Annotated in this window: 18 protein-coding genes; all 18 read right to left on the bottom strand. The window is 70.5% G+C overall.

Going from position 1 to position 18,729, the window contains the following annotated elements:
• Positions 1–33: 33 nt before the first annotated feature.
• The 18 genes from G448_RS0105515 to G448_RS0105600 all read right to left on the bottom strand — a co-directional run bounded on the left by G448_RS0105515 (position 34) and on the right by G448_RS0105600 (position 18,573).
• Positions 34–588, bottom strand: coding sequence for an adenine phosphoribosyltransferase (locus G448_RS0105515; protein WP_026407191.1), 555 nt, complete (start codon positions 586–588; stop codon positions 34–36).
• Complete coding sequence (gene secF / locus G448_RS0105520) at positions 585–1,688, bottom strand: protein translocase subunit SecF (RefSeq protein ID WP_026407192.1); 1,104 nt, start codon at positions 1,686–1,688, stop codon at positions 585–587. Before secF ends, G448_RS0105515 begins: the two co-directional genes overlap by 4 nt.
• Positions 1,685–3,763 carry a protein translocase subunit SecD gene (gene secD, locus G448_RS0105525; protein WP_026407193.1) on the bottom strand — a complete coding sequence of 693 codons (2,079 nt, stop codon included), beginning with the start codon at positions 3,761–3,763 and terminating at the stop codon, positions 1,685–1,687. The genes secF and secD overlap by 4 nt, the downstream gene beginning before the upstream one ends.
• Positions 3,764–3,831: 68 nt before the next feature.
• Positions 3,832–4,287: a preprotein translocase subunit YajC gene (locus G448_RS15215; protein ID WP_084436353.1), complete on the bottom strand. Its 456-nt coding sequence runs from the start codon at positions 4,285–4,287 to the stop codon at positions 3,832–3,834.
• 179 nt (positions 4,288–4,466) lie between these two features.
• Entirely contained in the window at positions 4,467–5,534 is a 1,068-nt protein-coding gene (gene ruvB / locus G448_RS0105535; RefSeq protein WP_026407195.1) for a Holliday junction branch migration DNA helicase RuvB, read from the bottom strand.
• Positions 5,527–6,150: a Holliday junction branch migration protein RuvA gene (ruvA, locus tag G448_RS0105540; protein ID WP_026407196.1), complete on the bottom strand. Its 624-nt coding sequence runs from the start codon at positions 6,148–6,150 to the stop codon at positions 5,527–5,529. Before ruvA ends, ruvB begins: the two co-directional genes overlap by 8 nt.
• Before the next feature lie 138 nt (positions 6,151–6,288).
• Positions 6,289–6,900 (bottom strand): crossover junction endodeoxyribonuclease RuvC, encoded by a 612-nt coding sequence (ruvC, locus tag G448_RS0105545; protein ID WP_026407197.1) that lies wholly within the window; start codon positions 6,898–6,900, stop codon positions 6,289–6,291.
• A 61-nt stretch (positions 6,901–6,961) separates the two neighbouring features.
• The gene (locus G448_RS0105550) at positions 6,962–7,720 is read right to left on the bottom strand and encodes a YebC/PmpR family DNA-binding transcriptional regulator (RefSeq protein WP_026407198.1); all 759 of its coding nucleotides are present in this window, start codon (positions 7,718–7,720) and stop codon (positions 6,962–6,964) included.
• A gap of 142 nt (positions 7,721–7,862) precedes the next feature.
• Positions 7,863–8,528, bottom strand: coding sequence for an NUDIX hydrolase (locus tag G448_RS15220; protein WP_051268652.1), 666 nt, complete (start codon positions 8,526–8,528; stop codon positions 7,863–7,865).
• Complete coding sequence (locus G448_RS0105560; protein WP_026407199.1) at positions 8,525–9,724, bottom strand: PrsW family intramembrane metalloprotease; 1,200 nt, start codon at positions 9,722–9,724, stop codon at positions 8,525–8,527. The genes G448_RS15220 and G448_RS0105560 overlap by 4 nt, the downstream gene beginning before the upstream one ends.
• Entirely contained in the window at positions 9,721–10,353 is a 633-nt protein-coding gene (locus tag G448_RS0105565; RefSeq protein WP_026407200.1) for a hypothetical protein, read from the bottom strand. Before G448_RS0105565 ends, G448_RS0105560 begins: the two co-directional genes overlap by 4 nt.
• Positions 10,354–10,356: 3 nt before the next feature.
• Positions 10,357–11,538, bottom strand: a complete 1,182-nt coding sequence (locus G448_RS0105570; RefSeq protein WP_026407201.1) for a glycosyltransferase family 4 protein — start codon at positions 11,536–11,538, stop codon at positions 10,357–10,359.
• The gene (locus G448_RS0105575) at positions 11,535–12,512 is read right to left on the bottom strand and encodes a phosphatidylinositol mannoside acyltransferase (protein ID WP_026407202.1); all 978 of its coding nucleotides are present in this window, start codon (positions 12,510–12,512) and stop codon (positions 11,535–11,537) included. The genes G448_RS0105570 and G448_RS0105575 overlap by 4 nt, the downstream gene beginning before the upstream one ends.
• Complete coding sequence (pgsA, locus tag G448_RS0105580; RefSeq protein ID WP_026407203.1) at positions 12,509–13,180, bottom strand: phosphatidylinositol phosphate synthase; 672 nt, start codon at positions 13,178–13,180, stop codon at positions 12,509–12,511. The genes G448_RS0105575 and pgsA overlap by 4 nt, the downstream gene beginning before the upstream one ends.
• The gene (locus G448_RS15225; protein ID WP_245572202.1) at positions 13,153–13,788 is read right to left on the bottom strand and encodes an HIT family protein; all 636 of its coding nucleotides are present in this window, start codon (positions 13,786–13,788) and stop codon (positions 13,153–13,155) included. The genes pgsA and G448_RS15225 overlap by 28 nt, the downstream gene beginning before the upstream one ends.
• Before the next feature lie 151 nt (positions 13,789–13,939).
• Complete coding sequence (thrS, locus tag G448_RS0105590) at positions 13,940–15,991, bottom strand: threonine--tRNA ligase (RefSeq protein WP_026407204.1); 2,052 nt, start codon at positions 15,989–15,991, stop codon at positions 13,940–13,942.
• Between the two features lie 95 nt (positions 15,992–16,086).
• Positions 16,087–17,133 carry a lipid II:glycine glycyltransferase FemX gene (locus G448_RS0105595; protein ID WP_026407205.1) on the bottom strand — a complete coding sequence of 349 codons (1,047 nt, stop codon included), beginning with the start codon at positions 17,131–17,133 and terminating at the stop codon, positions 16,087–16,089.
• Between the two features lie 192 nt (positions 17,134–17,325).
• Positions 17,326–18,573 (bottom strand): carboxylate--amine ligase, encoded by a 1,248-nt coding sequence (locus tag G448_RS0105600; protein WP_034494505.1) that lies wholly within the window; start codon positions 18,571–18,573, stop codon positions 17,326–17,328.
• Positions 18,574–18,729 lie beyond the last annotated feature (156 nt).

Consider the following 18,729-nt stretch of genomic DNA (forward strand, 5'->3'; position numbering starts at 1 on the left):
CCCGGAGGCGACGGAGTCCGGCGTGCGGCCTCCTCAGGCGGTGGTGAAGGTGACGACGGAGTCGATCGCCCGTCCCGGGAGCTTCTCGCGGCCACCGAGCCCGGCGAGCTCCAGGACCATGCAGATGGCCTCGACGCGGGCCCCGGCCCGCTCGAGCAGCTCGATCGAGGCGGCGGCGGTACCGCCGGTGGCCAGGACGTCATCGATGACCAGGACGCGTTGGCCGGGCACCACCGTGTCCGGCCGAACCTCCATTCGAGCAGTGCCGTACTCCAACGCGTAGTCGACGCCGATGACCGGCCCGGGCAGCTTCCCCCCCTTGCGGACCGTGAGCATACCGGTGCCCAGGCGCACGGCCAGGGGCGCGGCGAGGATGAAGCCGCGCGACTCCAAGCCGGCCACGGCGTCCACCCGACCGGCGTAATGAACCGCCAGGCCCTCGATGAAGGTGGCGAAGGCCCGACCATCGGCGAGCAACGGCGTGATGTCCCGGAACAGGACTCCGGGCTGGGGGAAGTCCGGCACCTCACGAAGGTTGTCCAGGACGAGCCGGGTCAACTCGGACGGCAGGGCGGAGGGGATCGTCATGAGCGCCTCTTCTTCCTCTTCGGCTGCGCGGACACGCCCAGGTGGTGCCCGGGAACGAGCGGGGCGGCCGTCGGCGCGGCGGCGATGGCCGCCAGGGCCTCCTCGTCGTCATCCGCCTGGCCGACGCGCTCGGCGCGCGCGGCGGCGACGCGCTCCGCCTGCTCAACGATCTTCCTCTCACGGCTGCGCAGGTCCACCAGGAGCGGTGTGGCCAGGAAGATCGAGGACAGCGTGCCCGCGATCATGCCGATGAAGAGGGTCAGTGCGATGTCCCTCAGGGTACCGGCGCCCAGGATGAAGGCGCCGACGACGAGGAGGGAGGCGACGGGCAGCACCCCGACCACCGAGGTGTTGATCGATCGGATGAAGGTCTGGTTGACCGCGAGATTGGCCAGCTCGGCGTAGGTCGAGCGCGTCTGCGCCTCGTAGTGGGAGGTGTTCTCACGGATCTTGTCGAAGACGACCACCGTGTCGTACAGGGAGTATCCCAGAATGGTCAGCACGCCGATAATGGTGGCGGGAGTGACTTCGAAGCCCGAGGCGGCGTAGACGCCCACGGTGACGATGATGTCGTGGCCCAGGGCGAGCAGAGCCGCCACCGCCATCTTCCACGTGCGGAAGTAGATCCAGATGAGGCCGCCCACGAGCAGGAAGAAGAGCACCAGGCCGCGCGCCGCCTTGCTGGTCACGTCCGCGGACCAGGTCGGGCCGATGGTGGTCGCCGACACGTGATCCGCGTCCACGTCGTAGGCGGACGCCAGCGCGGAGGCCAGGGGGTCGAGCTGGTCCTTGTCCAGCTCATTGGCCTGGATCCGGACGGAGGACGCGCCCATGGTCGTCACGCTCGAGCCCGAGGACAGCCCCCTGTCGGCCAGGACGTCGTTGGCGAGGCTCTCCGACGGATCGGCGACACCGGTGATGGTGATCTCCGAACCGCCCTTGAAGTCGATACCGGGGTTGAGTCCGGGCCTGACCACGAGGATGGCGGAGACGGCGATGACGACGACGGCGATGGTGTACCAGACGCGTCGTCTGGCGATGAACGGCAGGGAGGTCCTGCCCGAGTAGAGATCGTTGCCCAGCGCGGCGAGGGAGGTCACTTCGTCTCACCGTCCTTTCCGATGGCGGAGTCGAAGGCGACGGCATCGTCGGCACCGTCACCGTCTCGCGCATCCGCGCGGTCGTCGACGGCCCGGCGGGCGCTCCCATCACGGCCGTCCGCCTTTCTGCGGGCCTCCGCCTTGCGCCGGGCCAGCGTGCCGACGACGGAGTCGATGGCGGCCTGACGGCCCTTCCCATAGGCCGCCAGCGAGCGCGCCCCGAGGTGCTCGGGATCCAGGCCCGACAGCCGATGCCCCTCGCCGAAGAACGCGAATCGCAGGATCCAGACCATCATGGGATGGGTGAACAGGACGATGACGGCCAGGTCGACCACGGTGGTCACGCCCAGGGTGAAGGCGAAGCCCTGAACACCACCCACGGCCAGGAAGTACAGCACGATGGCGGCCACCAGGTTGACGGTGTCGGAGACGATGATCGTCTGTCGAGCGTGCTTCCAGCCCTCGTCCACCGCGGCCACCAGGGTGCGGCCGCTGCGGACCTCGTCGCGCACGCGCTCGAAGTAGATGATGAAGGAGTCCATCGTGATGCCGATGGAGATGATGAGTCCCGCCACGCCCGCCAGTGACAGGCGGTACCCCATCGACCAGCTCAGCAGCGCGATCGCCAGATAGGTGACCGCCGCCGCGATGACGAGGGATGCCACGGCGACCACGCTCAGCCCGCGGTACTGCCAGGCCAGGTAGAGGATGATGAGGATGAAACCGATGAGCCCGGCGATCAGGCCGTTGCGCAGCTGCTCGGTGCCCAGGGTCGCGGAGATCTGCTGCTCGGACTGGACGGTGAAGCTCAGGGGAAGCGACCCGAAGGACAGCTGATTGGCCAAGGTGTTGGCCTGCGCCTGAGTGAAGTCGCCGGTGATCTGGACACGGCCATCGGTGATGGCGCCGGTGACGTCGTTGTTGAATCCCGAGGACATGATGGTCAACCCGTCCAGCACGATGGCGAACTGGGCCTTCTGCGAGTCCGTGGACTGCCCGTTGGCCTGGCCGCCCGCGGCCGCCGCCTTGTCGCGGTAGGCGATGAGACGCTCCGAGACCGCGGAGAACTGCTCGGTGCCCTCGGCGTCGAACTCGAGGGACACGACCCACTTGTTGGTCGTCGTGCCCTGGCTGGTGGTCTCCAGGCCGGAGGCGGCGTTGGCGATATCGGTGCCGGCGATGTCCGCGGGGCCGAGGATGTAGGCCCGGCCCGTCCCGTTCTTGTCGCAGGAGATGACGGCCCTGGTCGGATCCTGCGTCTCACCGGTCAGGTTGTCCTGCGCCTTGCAGTCCGTCATGTAGGCGTCGTAGATCATCTTCTCGCTGATCCACGAGTCCGACGAGTTGTCCTCCGAGGTCGCCGGCAGCGGATCCTCACTGATGGTCCCGTCGCGATTGACGTCCGCGACGGTCGTGGCCACCTGCTCGGGGGTGACGGAGGTCGGCTGGTCGCCGGGGGCCTCAGTGGCACCGTCGGCGGGCGCCTCGCTCGGCTCGGCAGCCGGCTCGGCCCCGTCCTCGGCCGGCGCTTGAGAGGGCTCCGCCCCGTTGTCGGCGGGGGTCTCGCTCTGCTCGGCCCCGCCCTGGGTGGACGCCTCGCCCTCGGAGTCGCTCGGAGTCGGCGAGGCGCCGGAGGACTGGGCGGTGCGCTGATTCTGGGCCTCCGCGAGCTCACTCGCACTGCCCGGGAGGATCCTGATGACCGGGCGGAAGTAGAGCACTGCGGAGGTGCGCACCAGCTCGAGCGTGTCCTGGCTGGGGGTCCCCGGCAGCGAGACCACGATGTTCTGCCCGCCCTGTCGCGAGATCTGCGCCTCGGCGACGCCGGAGGCGTCCACGCGCTGGCGAATGATCTCGATGGCCTGGTTGACGTCCTCGTCGGTGATCTCGGAACCGTCGGACGTCGTGGGCGTCAAGATGATCTGGGTGCCGCCCTCCAGGTCCAGCGCCAGTCCCGGAATCATGGACGTGCGGCCGGTGGCGGAACCGGCGTAGAGCCCGGCGAAGCCGATCACGATGATGAGAAGCAGCACCAGGAGGCGACGCCCCGGATGCTTCGTCTGCTTGGTGGACACGCGGTCCCTTCCTCAGGATCAGGATGTGACGCGGCTCATGCCGCTCAGGTACGTCTGGTGCGATGCGTTCAGGCCTGAGAGGCCCCTGTGCGGGGACCCTCTTCAGCATCGGCCGCCTCGACGCCCTTCTCATCGGTCTCATCGCCGGCCTCGCTCCCCTCCCGGGGACCCGACTCGGCGGCGGACGAGCCGTCGGGCGCGTCGGCCGCCTCGGTGACGGCATCCTCCCCGGAGTCGTCGGACTCGGTCGCGAAGGGCGGCTCCTCCGCGTCGACGATCGCGGACCTGGCCCACAGCGACTCGTCGCCCAGCGGTGTGGCGAGCGTCACGACGTCGCCGCTGACCTCGACCACGGTGCCGTAGAAGCCGGCGCGTGTGCGCACCCAGTTTCCGGGCACGAGCGCCTCGTCGGTGCGACGCTCCTGCTCGGCCTGCATCTTCCTCTGCTGCGAGCGCGACAAGCGCGACACGCCCCAGAACAGGAGCAGCATGAAGGCGAGCATGAAGAGCATTCGAGGATCCATGGAGGTGACTTTCGTTTGTTTCGAGAGATCCTCTTGCCAAGAGGAACGACCGTGCAGAGTCTAGGCCACCGGCCGACACGGTCGGGTGTGAGACATGACCGCTACGATCACGGGACAGCGTCACCATACGGGATGCGCGGCCCGATCGACGCGCCGCCCGGCCCGACCGGGTGAGCCGATCAGGTGAACAGGACCCCGCGATCGTCATCGGGGCCCGTCGGAGCGCTCATGCCCATGTGCTCGTAGGCGGCCGGCGTGGCCATGCGCCCCCGGGGCGTGCGCACGATCAGTCCCTCGCGGAAGAGGTACGGCTCGGCCACGGTCTCGATGGTCTCGGGCTCCTCCCCCACGCTGACCGCCAGCGTCGTCAGTCCCACAGGGCTGCCCGAGAAGCGGGAGCACAGGGCCCGGAGCACTGAGCGATCCAGCCGGTCCAGGCCCAGGGCGTCCACTTCGAAGACCCTCAACGCGCCGCGGGCGGCCTCCAGGTCGAGGTGGCCCGGCGTGCCGCGGATCTCCGCCCAGTCCTGAACGCGGCGCAGCAGGCGATTGGCGACACGGGGCGTTCCGCGGGAGCGGCGCGCCAACTCCTCGGCCGCATCGGTGTCGATCGTCACACCGAGCAAGCCGGCGGAGCGGGAGACGATGCGGGCCAGGTCGTCCGAGTCGTAGTACTCCAGGTGGCCGGTGAAGCCGAAGCGGTCGCGCAGCGGCGCGGGGAGCAGCCCCGCGCGAGTCGTCGCGCCGACCACGGTGAAGACGGGAAGGGTCAACGGGATGGAGGTCGCGCCCGGGCCCTTGCCCACGACGATATCGACCCGGTAGTCCTCCATGGCCAGGTAGAGCATCTCCTCAGCGGTGCGGGCCAGGCGGTGGATCTCGTCGATGAACAGGACGTCGCCCTCCTCCAGGGAGGACAGGATGGCCGCCAGGTCCCCGGCATGCTGGATGGCGGGACCGGACGTCAGACGCAGGGAGCCTCCGACCTCGGCGGCGATGATCATGGCCAGAGTCGTCTTCCCCAGGCCGGGGGGCCCCGATAGCAGGACGTGATCGGGAGTGGTGCCGCGCGCCAGAGCGGCGCGCAGAACCACCGAGAGCTGGCCTCGCACGACCTTCTGCCCCACGAAGTCCTCCAGGCGCTTGGGACGCAGGGCGGCCTCGGCGGCGCGCTCGGTGTCGTCCGCACCACCCGCCACCAGCCGATTCGAGGGTTCCGACCCCGATGCGGGACACGCCTCAGCCACGGCCCCCGCCTCCCAGCCGGCGCAGCGACGCGCGCAGCAGCTCGGGCACGCTCGGCTCGGATCCCTCCGCCGAGCCGTCCGACTCGACGGCGGCCACGGTCCGGCTGGCGATCGCCTCGTTCCAACCGAGCTGGACCAGGGCGGCGACGACATCCGAGTTCGGCGGCGCCGCACCCGGCGTCGGGGCCGCGGCGGGCGTCGGTTCCTCGCCGGCCGGCGCACCGAGCTTGTCGCCGACGTCGATGATGACGCGCTGCGCCCCCTTGGGGCCCAGGCCGGGCACGCGCGTGAGCGCGGCGACGTCACGGCTCGCGATCGCCCGGCGCAGGGCATCGGGGGTGTGGACCGCGAGCACGGCCAATGCCAGCTTGGCGCCCACGCCCTTGGCCCCCAGCAGCACCCGGAAGCAGTGGCGCTCGTCGGCGTCCGCGAAGCCGAACAGGGTCAGGGAGTCCTCACGGACGATGAGCTCGGTGCGGACGAGTCCCTCCTCACCCGCGCGCAGCCCGGCCAGGGTGGTGGGCGTCGCCTGGAAGGCCATGCCGAGACCGCCGACCTCGATGACCGCCCCGGTCAGCGAGACCTCCAGGACGGTTCCGCGCAGTGAGGCGATCATGGGGACGAGCTCCTTGACGTAGAGGTGACGTAGAGGTGATGGAGAGGCGGCGGAGATGGGGTGCGGCAACGAGTCGAACACCTGTTCACAGGTTAGCAGCAGGCGGGCGATCCGTCGGCCGCGCCTGGGCGCGCGGCGTCATCGCCGGTAGCGGGGGTCAACGGCGCCCGTGCGCCGGGCCGCGGCCTGCGCGGCCGCCCACCGCTGCTGGGCGGGGGTGCGCGCCGAGGCCCTCACCGAGCCGCCCGCCGAGACCATCTCGGTGGAGCCGTCCACGCCCGTGCCGCCACCGCGCCATCCGTGGCAGATGGCCTGGGCGACGGCGTCGGCGGCGTCGGCGGGCCTGGGCGGCTCGGCGAGTCCCAGGATCCGCTGGACCATCGTCTGCACCTGCGACTTGCCGGCCGTCCCCGAGCCGGTGACCGCCGCCTTGGCCTCACTGGGGGTGTGCTGGGCGACCTCGAGGCCGGCCCGGGCAGCGGCCACCATGACCACCCCCATCACCTGGGCGACGCCGATGACCGACCGCAGGTTGTCCTGGGCGAAGACGCGCTCGACGGACACGGCGGTCGGGCCGAGCCGGGCGATCCAGTCCTCGAGCGACTCCGCGATCGCGAGCAGTCGCAGCTCGGGGCTCTGCGACGGCGGTGTGCGCACGACTCCCGCCTGCACGAGTCCGGCCCGGCGACGAGCATCGATGTCGACGCAGGCGAGCCCGCAGCGGGTGAGCCCGGGATCGACCCCGAGCACTCGCTGCTGAGCGACGGTGGCGCGTGCGGAGGCGGGGCGGCCCACGGGGCTCAGGACGGGCTCACTCGTCGTCGAGGCGGGCGGCGACCTCGGGGGCGATGTCCACCGAGGTGAAGACGTTCTGGACGTCGTCGAGGTCCTCCAGGGCGTCGACGAGCCGCAGGACCCTCCGCGCGCCGTCGAGATCGACCTCCACCTTGGTGCCGGCGACGAACTGGGACTCGGCGGAGTCGTACTCCATACCCGCCTCGGTCACGGCGCTGCGCACCGCGAGCAGGTCCGAGGGATCGCTGATGACCTCGAAGGACTCCGGGCCCTCGACGACCTCCTCGGCGCCGGCGTCCAGCACGGCCATGAGGATGGAGTCCTCATCGACGCCGTCGGCCTTGGCGATCTCGACGACGCCCTTGCGGGAGAAGTTGTAGGCGACCGAACCGGGATCGGCCAGGCTGCCTCCGGTGCGGGTGAAGGCGACGCGGACATCGGAGGCGGCGCGATTGCGGTTGTCCGTGAGGCACTCGACGAGGAAGGCGACCCCGGCGGGTCCGTAGCCCTCGTACATGATGGTCTGCCAGTCGGCGCCGCCGGCCTCCTCACCGCTGCCGCGCTTGACGGCGCGGGTGATGTTGTCCGCGGGGACGGAGTTCTTCTTGGCCTTCTGAATAGCGTCGAACAGGGTGGGGTTACCGGTGGGGTCCCCGCCGCCGGTGCGCGCCGCCACCTCGATGTTCTTGATGAGACGGGCGAAGAGCTTGCCGCGCTTGGCATCGATGGCGGCCTTCTTGTGCTTGGTGGTGGCCCACTTGGAGTGTCCCGACATGTGTTCTCCTGGGTGTCGATCCGGGTACGCGCCCCGCGCCGGGACGCCACGCTGCAGCCGTGGGCCGAGACGGCCCACGAAGAACCGCGGACATCCTAACGCCGCCGCGGACCGCGCCCATTCAGCCTACTCGTCCTCCTCCTCAGTCCTCCTCGCGGATCGTGAGCAGCGTCCCATTCCAGCCGCGCAGCAGTGCCCGGGCGAGCACGGGCAGGGAGCCGGGATAGACGATCATCCCCGCGCCGACGGCGGCGTCGAGCTCGTCCAGGGGCCACCATCGCAGCGAGTCGAGCACGTCGCGCTCGACGGCGGTCCACCCGCTGCGGTCCATCTGCCCGTCCTCACCGCGGGAGGCGTCGGCGCGCGCGGCCGCCCGGGCATCGAGACGGGCGAGGTAGAACAGCTCATCCTGGCGACAGGTGACGAGATTGAAGGCGAAGCGCGCGGTCCGTTCGATGACGGGCCCCTCCAGGTCGGCCGCGGTCAGGTGCACGCCGGTCTCCTCGGCCAGCTCGCGCAGCGCCGCCTGCTTCGAGCTCTCACCCGGCATCGTGCCGCCTCCAGGGGTGAAGGCCCAGGAGCGCTCCGCATCGGCGAAGTCGTGCCCGATCACCAGCAGCACCGCCGGAGCCGGGACGTCGCGCAGGACGATAACACGAGCGGCGCGACGGAAGGGCAGACCCTCGTGGTTCAGCGCCCACTCACTCGGATCAACGAGCTCGCGCCAGTTCTCCGGGACGCGGCGGGGATCCCTGCCGCCATCGGTCGGGTCCGGGGCCGCCGCTGCACCGCCCGCGCCCGCCGTCATGATCCGATCCGGCCGGTGAAGACACGGCGCGATGACGACACGGCATCCAGCAGAGAGGCCTCCCGCACAGCGAAATCGACCTCGGCGTGTCCGTCGATCGCCCGCTGGCGCAGCTGCGCCAGCGCCGAGGACGACGTCAGGAAGACCTTCATGGCATCGGATGCCCGCGGCCCCCGTCCCCTGGCCCACCGCCTGGCCGCCGAGCGCCCCGAGTTGGTGGTGAGCATGGTGATCTCGGCGGGGCTGTACCACCCGGCCCGGTGATAGTCGTACAGGCGCGCGCGCATGGTCATGCGCTCACTCCACCGCAACCAGATGACGATCCCGATCCAGGTGATGAACAGGGGCACCTCGACGAGGAAGTAGAGGATGAACATCTGGCTCACGACCCCGTTCCAGAAGGCGTGCAGCATGATCGCCGGCACCAAGCCCAGCGGTGTCATCCAGATCCAGGCGAGCGAGGAGCGCATGCGCGCGCTCGCACCGATGGCGAGGCCCGTGCAGGCGGTGAAGGTCACATGAGCGAATGGCGAGAAGAGGCCGCGCATGATGAAGGTGACGACGAGGTAGTCGTCGGCCCTGACGAAGTACAGGATGTTCTCCGCGAAGGCGAAGCCCCCGGCGACGACGCAGGCGTAGACGATGCCGTCCACCGGCCCGCTGAAGGCGCGGCGCCGCAGCAGGAAGACGATGAGCACGCCCAGGGCCTTGGTGGACTCCTCGACGATGGGCGCCACGACGACCGCGGAGAAGAGCTCCGTCCCTGATCGGTTGCCGGTGGAGGAGGCCACCAGGAGGGAGGCCGAGGTGGTGATGACCAGCGAGCCCACCGTGGCCACGCCGGCCCCCCACAGGAAGGCGGCGGCCAGGACGCTCGGGGGCTCGGGCTCCCATCTGCCGATCCACCAGACCGCCGCCAGGACGATCATCAGGGGGACGAGGGCGAGCAGCACCGAGACCTGCAGTCGCGACGGCTGCCTTGCGGACACGGTGATGAAGATGATCATGCCGACCAGTCCCAGGCCTCCGAGCGTGGCGAGCACGATGGTGACGAGGCGGTGCCAGCCGCTCTTCCAGGCGGCCTGCGGGGTCCAATCGGCCGGAGACGACGCGCTCGCACCGATCGCCGGGTAGGCCGAGCGCCGGTAGCCGGGACGCGGGGCCCAGCCGTTCGAGGGGGTCACAGGCGTACTCACGCGGAGCCTCCGTTCGTGGGATCGTCTGCCGCGGAGGTGACGGAACCCGTCACGGGGGCGGCGTCGTCGTCGATGTCGAAGGTCTGAGGCATGGGCGCGCGGCCGGCCAGGTGCAGCAGGCGCACGAGGACGCCGGAGCGCAGACGCCGCGCCTCGGCCACGTGCGTGTTGTGGAACCGCCTGGCGAGAACGAGGCGGTAACAGGCCTTGTCGAGACGCGTCAGCGCCTCCGCCGCCAGGGGCCGTGCGGTCAGGGCCACGCGCGCCTGCACGTTCAGCACCGCCCGGATGACTCGCGACAGGTCGGACTCGACCAGCGCACGGCTCCGCTGCCCGGGAACGGTGACGGCGTCGGGGTCCAGACCGTCCTCGACGACCGGGCCCTCGCAGTCCAGGACGTCGTGCGCGGCGCGGGACAGCAGAACGGCGGACGCCGGATCGAGAGCGCCGGCGGCCGCGAGGTCGACGGCGGCCTGGCCGCGGTGAACCAGCTGGGCCTCGAGAGTGGCTCGTGAGCCGAGGACCTGCCGGTGAAGCCGATCCACTCTCAGCGCTATGGCGTAGAGGTACCACCCCAGAGCCAGGAGCACGAGAGCCGCGGCGAGAACGATCAGCGGGGCGTCGGGCACGGCTCAGTCCTCCAGGGCGTCGCGCAGACGCCCCACGATGGTGCGCGAGCCCGGCGCGACGGTCACTCGGGTGTGAGCGGTCGACAACGCCATGTCGTAGACGTCGAGCACGGAGTCGGTGACAGCCGCCCAGTCGTAGTGCCCGACGGCGACGACCGCGGCCTCGCGCCGGGCGTTTGCGGCGGGCGCATCGGTGAGCGTCTCCACCACCGCGCGGGCCAGGTCCGCTTCGTCCCCGTTGCGGAACAGCGCACCGTAGGCGCCTCCGCCGAGGACGTCGGAGAAGGCCGCCAGGTCCGAGGCGACGACCCGGGTGCCCGCGGCCATGGCCTCCACCAGAACGATCCCGAAGGACTCCCCTCCGGTCTGGGGCGCAACGTAGCACGAGGCCGAGGCGAGCATAGCCGCCTTGTCCGCGTCCGAGACTCCGCCGAGGAACTCCACGGCATCGCCGTACCGGGCCAGGGCGGTGCGCTGGGCCCCGGCCTCCCCGCGACCGGCGATGAGGAACCGGGCCCCGGGGACGCGCTCCAGGACGGCGGGAACGGCCGCGGCCAGCACCTGCAGTCCCTTGCGGGGCTCGTCCAGGCGCCCGAGGAAGGAGATGGTGGGCGCCTCGGGCGTGCCGACGAAGCGCGGATCGTCCTTGGCGGCGGCGGCGAAGGGGGCGACGTAGACGCCGTTGGGGATCACCACGGCGTCACCGCCGTGGTACTGGATGAGGGTGCGGCGCGCCTCCTCGGAGACGGCTATGCGCGCGGTGATCCGCTCCATGAGCGGCACGGTGGCCGGGGAGAGCAGCTCGCGCGCCAGGGAACGATCCAGGGCGGCGTGGAAGGTGCCCACAACGGGGCAGGTGGCGGCCTGAAGGGCGAGCATGCCGACGCTGGGGGTGATCGGCTCGTGGATGTGAAGCAGATCGAAGTCGTAGGCGTCCAGCCAGCGACGGGCCCGACGCGCCACGGCCGCGCCGAAGTTGAGACGGGCGATCGAACCGTTGTATGGGATGGCGATCGAGTCGCCCGCCGAGGTGACCCACTCGGGCAGGTCGGCGTCGGCCCCGGCGGGCGCCAGCACCCGCACATCGTGGCGACGGCCGCGCAGCTCCGCGGCCAGGTCCATGACATGGGCCTGCACCCCGCCGGGCGCGTCCAACGAGTACGGGCACACGATGCCGATCCTCATTCGCGCCCCTCCTGCGCCGCGTGGCCGCGTGCAAGACGCTCGTGGTCGAGATCCGCGTCGAAGACGGCCTGGAGCATGTGCCAATCGACGGCGTGCTCGGCGAGCATCGGTCCCATGACGGCCGCCCAGGCGCGGGTATGAGCCACGATCAGCTCACGGCCGCTCAGTCCCGGAGGACGCGGCACCTCGCGCAGGGTCAGCACCAGCCCCCACGGCGATCCCGCCGCCCGGCGACGCTCGACCGAGAGCCTCTCGTAGTGCATCGTGCCGGTGTACAGGGGCAGGTCCAGACGCTCCGCCAGAGCCGCGGGCCCGGCGGCGAAGCGAGCGGTGTGTCCGCACAGGTCCACGTCCACGCCGGAGGCCGACAGGTCCCGGTCGGCCAGCAGCGGGATGACGTAGGGGCCCCCGTCACGGGCGGCGGCGACGAGTCGATCGAAGACCTTCTCACCGCGCCCCTGGCCGATGATCCTCATGCCGAGTCGCTCGCGGAAGGCGACGAACTGGTCGAACAGGTCCGCCGGCTCGAGACGCTCCGCCACGGTCAGCACGGTCGACAGCCGTCGGCACGCCCAGGCGCCGACCAGGTCCCAGTTGCCCATGTGGCCCAGGGCCAGCACGATCGAATCCCGCTGCAGATCGGTGCGCAACCGCGGGGACAGGTCGGCGCGCACACGCGCGAGGATCTGCTCCTCGCTCATGCCGGTCAGGGCGAAGGCCTCGTAGAAGTAGCGCATGTAGGAGCGCATCGCCCTCCGCGAGGCCCGACGCATCTGCGCCGGGCCGGCGGACGCGGGCAGGACGCGCATCAGGTTCCTCTCGAGCTGCCCGATTCCGGCGGCTCCCGCGTGCAGGCGGTGCAGTGCCCACGCGACATCGGCCCCGGCGCGGAACAGCCCGTAGCCCACCGGCGTCGGCAGCGCGTGCACGTGCCGCCAGGCGAATCGGTACAGGTCGTTGACGGCCGGGCTCACGCGTCCGCCCCCGGTTCGGCGCCGCTGTCCGCTCCGGCGGCCGCGCGGTCCGTCATCTGATGACGAACCGCGACAATGCGCTGGAGCACAGTGATGAAGGAGGCCAGGGCCACATAGCCGAGTGCTGCGGACAGCACCCACTGGGGCGCCCCGAGACCGACTGCGAAGGTCGCCACCAGGGCGACCACCAGGCGGTCCGTGCGCTCCGCGATCCCGACCGAGGCGGTGGCGCCGATGGATTCGGCACGGGCGCGGGCGTAGGGCACCGTCGCGGCCAGCACGACGCACACCAGGGCGAGAACGACCGTGACGGTGCGCAGGGCGACGCTGTCCGACGTCATGGTCAGGGCCGCCCAGGCGGCCAGGGAGGCGAAGACGGCACCGTCGGCGAGACGATCGAGCGTGGAGTCGAGGAAGGCCCCGAACACGGACGTGCGCCCCGTTGCGCGGGCGAGAACGCCGTCGAAGGAGTCTCCTACGAGGACGACCGCCAGCAGAGGCGGTCCCGCGATGAAGTGGCCCCGGGGCAGAGTCGCCACGGCCGCGCCCACCGACGCGACCGTACCGGCCACGGTGAGCATGTTGGGGGTGATCCCGGCTCGCGCCATGGCGAGCGCCGGGCGGGTGAGCAGTGCCCTGGTCAGGCCTCGGCCGTGCTGTCCGAGCATGGATTCCTTACAGATTCGTCGGGGTCGTCTTCGTCGGGGAGTGCCGCAGGTCGCCGGCGAGTCGCGGGAGCGGATCCCCAGGCGGCGGCGAGCCGGTCTCGCTGGTCGCCCAGGAGCTGGGGAACGGGCTTCGTCTTACCGACGATGGGCATGAAGTTGGCGTCGCCGGTCCAGCGCGGAACGATGTGCTGATGGAGATGCGCGGCGATACCGGCCCCCGCGACCTCGCCCTGATTCATGCCCAGGTTGAAGCCGTGGGGATGGGACACCGAGCGGACGACCTCCATGGCGCGGGCCGTCAGCCTCCCGATCTCCGCGCGCTCGACGTCCGAGGCCTCGGTCCAGTCCGAGATGTGACGATAGGGGCACACCAGGAGGTGGCCGGTGTTGTACGGGTAGAGGTTCATGAGCACATAGGCGCTCTCGCCGCGATGGACGATCAGCGCCCGTCGATCCTCCCGCCGGGGCGCCGCGCAGAAGGGGCACTGGCCGGGAGAGGAGTCCTCGGGCTTGTCCCGGCCGCCGATGTAGACCATGCGGTGGGGAGTCCACAGCCGCCCGAAGGGGTCGGGGGCGTCGGCGTGCTGGAAGGGCGCTTCGATGCGCACGCCATCGACGACAGTGCCCTCAAGACCCTCAAGATCTCCAAGGCCCTCGCGATCCCCCGGGCGATCCGGAGGCGCAATCGGCCCGACGGCTGCGGCATCCGCATCCGTGCCACCGCCGATCCCGGGGACGACGCCCCCGGGATCGAGGAGCTCATCGTGCTCGTCCACGGGCGATCCTCTCCTCCACGGGGTCGTTGACACGCGTTTCGATGATGCGGGTGATGTGTTCCACGGCCTCGGCCACCGGCACGCCGTTGGACTGCTCGCCGTCGCGGAACCGGAAGGAGACGGCACCGGCCTCGGCGTCCTCCCCGCCGGCGATGAGGGTGAAGGGGATCTTGTCCTTCGAGGCGTTGCGGATCTTCTTGCCGAAGCGGTCGTCGGAGTGGTCCACCTCGACGCGCACCCCTTGGGCGCGCAGCCGGGCGGCGACATCGTCGACGTAGGCGTCGAAGGCCTCGGCCACGGGGATGAGCCGGACCTGCACCGGGGAGAGCCAGGCGGGGAAGGCGCCGGCGTAGTGCTCGGTGAGCACCCCGATGAAGCGCTCCACGCTGCCCAGCTTGGCCGAGTGGATCATGATGGGGCGCTGGTGGGTGCCGTCGGCGGCCGTGTACTCCAGGTCGAAGCGCTCGGGCTGGTTGAAGTCGTACTGGATGGTGGACATCTGCCAGGTGCGGCCGATGGCGTCCTTGACCTGCACCGAGACCTTGGGGCCGTAGAAGGCCGCGCCGCCGGGATCCGGGACGACCTGAAGCCCGGAGGCGTCGCAGGCGTCCTGGAGGGCCCGCGTGGCGGCGGCCCAGTCGGCCTCGGAGCCGATGAACTTGTCCTTCTTGGCGCCGTCCTCGTCGCGGGTGGACAGCTCGAGGTGGAAGTCGGTCAGCCCGAAGGCCTTGAGGATCGACAGGAAGAAGTCGATCTGGGCGCGGATCTCCTCACCGGCCTGCTCAGGGGTGCAGTAGGTGTGCGAGTCGTCCTGGGTGAAGCCGCGCATGCGGGTCAGCCCGTGGACGACGCCGGACTTCTCGTAGCGGTAGTCGTGCCCCATCTCGAAGAAGCGCAGCGGCAGCTCGCGGTAGGAGCGGCCCCGGGAGCGGAAGATGAGGTTGTGCATCGGGCAGTTCATGGCCTTGAGGTAGTACTCCTGGCCCGCCTTGGTGATGTTGCCCTGTCCGTCACGCTCCTCGTCGGCGAGCATCGGCGGGAACATGGTGTCGGCGTAGTAGGGCAGGTGACCCGAGGTGTGGAAGAGCCCGCCCTTGGAGATCTCGGGGGTGTGGACGAAGTCGAAGCCGTAGTCCATGTGGCGATCGACGACGTACTGCTCGATCTGGTGGCGCAGCATGGCGCCCTTGGGGTGGAAGACCACCAGGCCGGGGCCGATCTCCTCGGGGAAGGAGTAGAGGTCGAGCTCGGCGCCGAGCCTGCGGTGGTCGCGCCTGGCGGCCTCGGCCAGACGGGTCTGGTAGGCCTTGAGGTCATCCTTGCTGGCCCAGGCGGTGCCGTAGATGCGCTGGAGGGAGTCGCCGGACTGGTCGCCCTTCCAGTAGGCCGATGAGGACTTGGTCAGTGCGAAGCCCTGCCCGATCAGCCGGGTCGAGGGCAGGTGGGGGCCACGGCACAGGTCGGTCCAGGCGACGCTCCCGTCGCGCCGGACGTTGTCGTACATGGTCAGCCCCCCGGCACCGACCTCGACCGAGGCGCCCTCGGCGCCCGCGCCCTTGGTGGTGATGAGCTCGAGCTTGTAGGGCTGGTCCGCCAGCTCCTCGCGCCCCTCGGCCTCGGTGATGTCGCGGCGCACGAAGCGCTGCCCCTCCTTGACGATCCGCTTCATGCGCTTCTCGATCTCGCGCAGCATCTCGGGGGTGACGGCGTCGATGGCTCCGAAGTCGTAGTAGAAGCCGTCGGTGATGAACGGGCCGATGCCGAGGTTGACGTCCGGGAACATCTCCTGGACGGCCTGCGCCATGACGTGGGTGGCGCTGTGGCGCAGGATGTTCAGGCCGTCCTCGGAGTCGATCATGATGGGCTCGACACTCGCGCCGGCGGGAATGACCCGGCTCAGGTCCCACGGCTCGCCGTCCACCCTCATGGCGACGATCTCGCGATTCCGCTCGAAGAGCGCGGTCCCCGTGGTGCCCGCCCCGATGCTGCGCACGGCGCCGTCGAGAGCGATGTCGATGGTGGGCTGGGATGGCACGGGACTGCTCCTGGTGGGTTGCGGACCGGGCTTGCGCTGGTGCTGGACTGGCGCACCCGCTGACGATGAGGAGTCTACTCGTCGGCGGACGGCGCCTAGACGCCCAGGCGGTCCCGCAGCAGATGACGCGCGCGACGGGCGCGGACCAGGGCCGCGTAGACGGCCTTGCGGATCGGAACGTCCCAGGCGCCGTCGACCTCGGTGGCGTGATGGGCGAAGCGCTTCTTGTAGCGGCCGACCCCGTAGAGCTCGGGCACCCGGGGGGAGTCCGCGCCCATGAGGTCGAAGGAGTCCTTGCCCTCGGCGGCCATGGTGCAGGCGACGAACCAGTCGAGGGCCTCCGCGCCTCGGAATGCCCGCGACTCGTCCGAGGACGCCCCGTAGTAGGCGACGGTGGCCCTGCCGGAGACGGTGACGAGGTCCCAGCAGTGCGGCGCACCGTCGCGACGCAGGACGAAGAGCCTGGCGTGCTCCGGGCCCAGGGTGCGCAGCATGTCCCAGTAGACCTGGCAGGGGTGCGGCCGGAAGCCATCGCGCTCGGCCGTGGTGACCATGACCGCGTAGACCTCGTCGAAGGCCTGCCGACTCAGCCCGGTCTCCTCCGCCAGGACGCACCCGGCCTCGGCCGCGACCCGGGCGGCGCGCTTGACACCGCGGCGGCCGTCCTTGGGCATGGCGGCGGCGATGGCGTCCGGGGTGCGCGGTCGCAGGTCGATGACGAAGGTCCGGTCGTAGGTGATGGTCGACAGCAGTTCACGGGTGTCGGGCGCCCCGTATCGGGCATGCATGCGCACGAACACGACACGGGAGTCCTTCATCCTGATCTCCCGCACCAGGAGGGCGCGCAGATGCGCCTCGCGCTCGGGGCTCTGCTCCTTGAGCCAGACGGGCCCGTGCTTGGCCCACAGGAAGCGCCGTCCCGCGATCTCGTAGCGGTAGAGGGCGACGACGGCCACGGGCTTGCCCTCGGCCTCGTAGACGTAGCGCCCGAACAGGGGGTGCCCCTGACTGGCCTCGTAGGCCTCCCAGGTCTCCAGCTGCTCGATGGGCGCGGGGGTGCAGCCGATGGCCAGACGCATATCCCGTGCGGAGATGGGACGGAGGCTCTCGGAGCGCGAGGTTGTGCGGGACGCGTGGGTCATGGAACCTCCAGGTCGGTTGTGCGACGGCCGTGCCAAGGGTATAGGGGTCGAGAGGCCTCGTGCTCCTCCTGCCGGACGAGACGAGACGCGTCGATCCACCGCGGGTCAGCGGGGTACGAGCGGGTACGGGCCCTCCCGGGACGGAAGTGCCCGACGAGGAGTATGCCAGAGCGACCGGAGCGGGCGGGCTGCTCAGCGCAGCCGCAGGCGCAGCGGTCGTGGGTGGTACCGGTGGAACTTCCGGTCGTGGTTGAGCTTCTGCGCGCTCACGAGCAGACGACGGCGCCAGGAGCGCTCCGAGGGATCGAGCAGGGGGTCGACCGCGCGTGCCGCGAGTCGCAGGACGCGCCGCCTCAGAAGGGGGTCATCGACCTGGTGGAGCACGAGATGGCGCGGCAGGAGGCTGTAGAGAGCCTCCCCCCTCGCCTCCCGGCGCGGTCCCGGGCTCCCATCGACCAGGTCGCGGATCATGACGACCATGGGATTGACCCCCGCGGCGCTCATGTAGAAGGAGTTCCGTCCGATGCGGGGATTGAGCTCGAAGTAGACCGGGTCCCCTCCCCGCGGATCGATCTTGACGTCGAAGTTCGCGAAGCCCCGGTACCCCGCGGACGCCAGCAGCCTCTCCGCGCCCTCCCACAGCTCGGGGAAGGGCTCGGTGATCATGGCCACAGGATTGCCGATGAGCGTGGGCGTGTGGTCCTCCAGAAGCACCCGCGCCGAGCCGATCATCGTCATCCGCCCGTCGGATGCCATGTAGGCGGTCACCGAGCGCATGGCGTCGTCCTCGCCCGGGATCCGCTCCTGGATGAGGAAGGTGGACCGATACCCGGCGCCGCGCAGATCGGACCACAGCGCGGAGAGATCCGCGGGCGTATCCAGGAAGTAGATCTTGCGCTGGCCGGGGAACTCGACGGCGTCCCAGTCCGCACCGACGGCGGCCTTGCCGACCAGGGGTAGGGGGATGTCGATCTCGGGGTCGGCGTCCGCGAGACCGGAGCAGTCCACGACGGCCTGACGCGGTGTGCGCAGCCCCTGCCCGGCGCAGGCCGCGGCGAAGGCCACCTTGTCGCTCAGGGCGCTCATCGCCTCGGCGCTCGGGAAGGGCACGACGTACTCCGGCTCGAGCTCGGCACGATGAGCGATGAGGAACCGGGCGGTCGAGTCCCGGTTGCCGATGACCACGGCGCTGCGCTCGGCCCGACCCGCGACGAGCTTCCGCAGGAGGGCGACCATGCCGGGCTCGTCCCGGGAGTCCTGGTGGACGACATCGATGTAGCTCGACAGGGAGATCGCCTCGATCGGGCTGGGCGACAGGAGGGTCACCCGCTGCCCGGTGGCGTCGTGAAGCTGGCGGGCCAGCGCGTAGCCTCCGATGTCTCCGCCGATCACCACGGGAAGCAGATCGGGGCGCGAGGGTCTGCGCGCGGAAGAGACCACGTGTTCTCCTAGGTCCGGCCGGGCCCGGGTACGGACCGCGGCAGCTACGGGCGACATGGGTGGACGAGTATGAACGGGCTGTGAACAGCTGTGGATGGCCCCAGACGGCGTGCCGGAGGTCATCGGGGCGCTCGCCGCGATCAACCTACCAGCAGG

It is taken from the genome of Actinomyces gerencseriae DSM 6844 (assembly GCF_000429265.1).
Lineage (GTDB): Bacteria > Actinomycetota > Actinomycetes > Actinomycetales > Actinomycetaceae > Actinomyces > Actinomyces gerencseriae.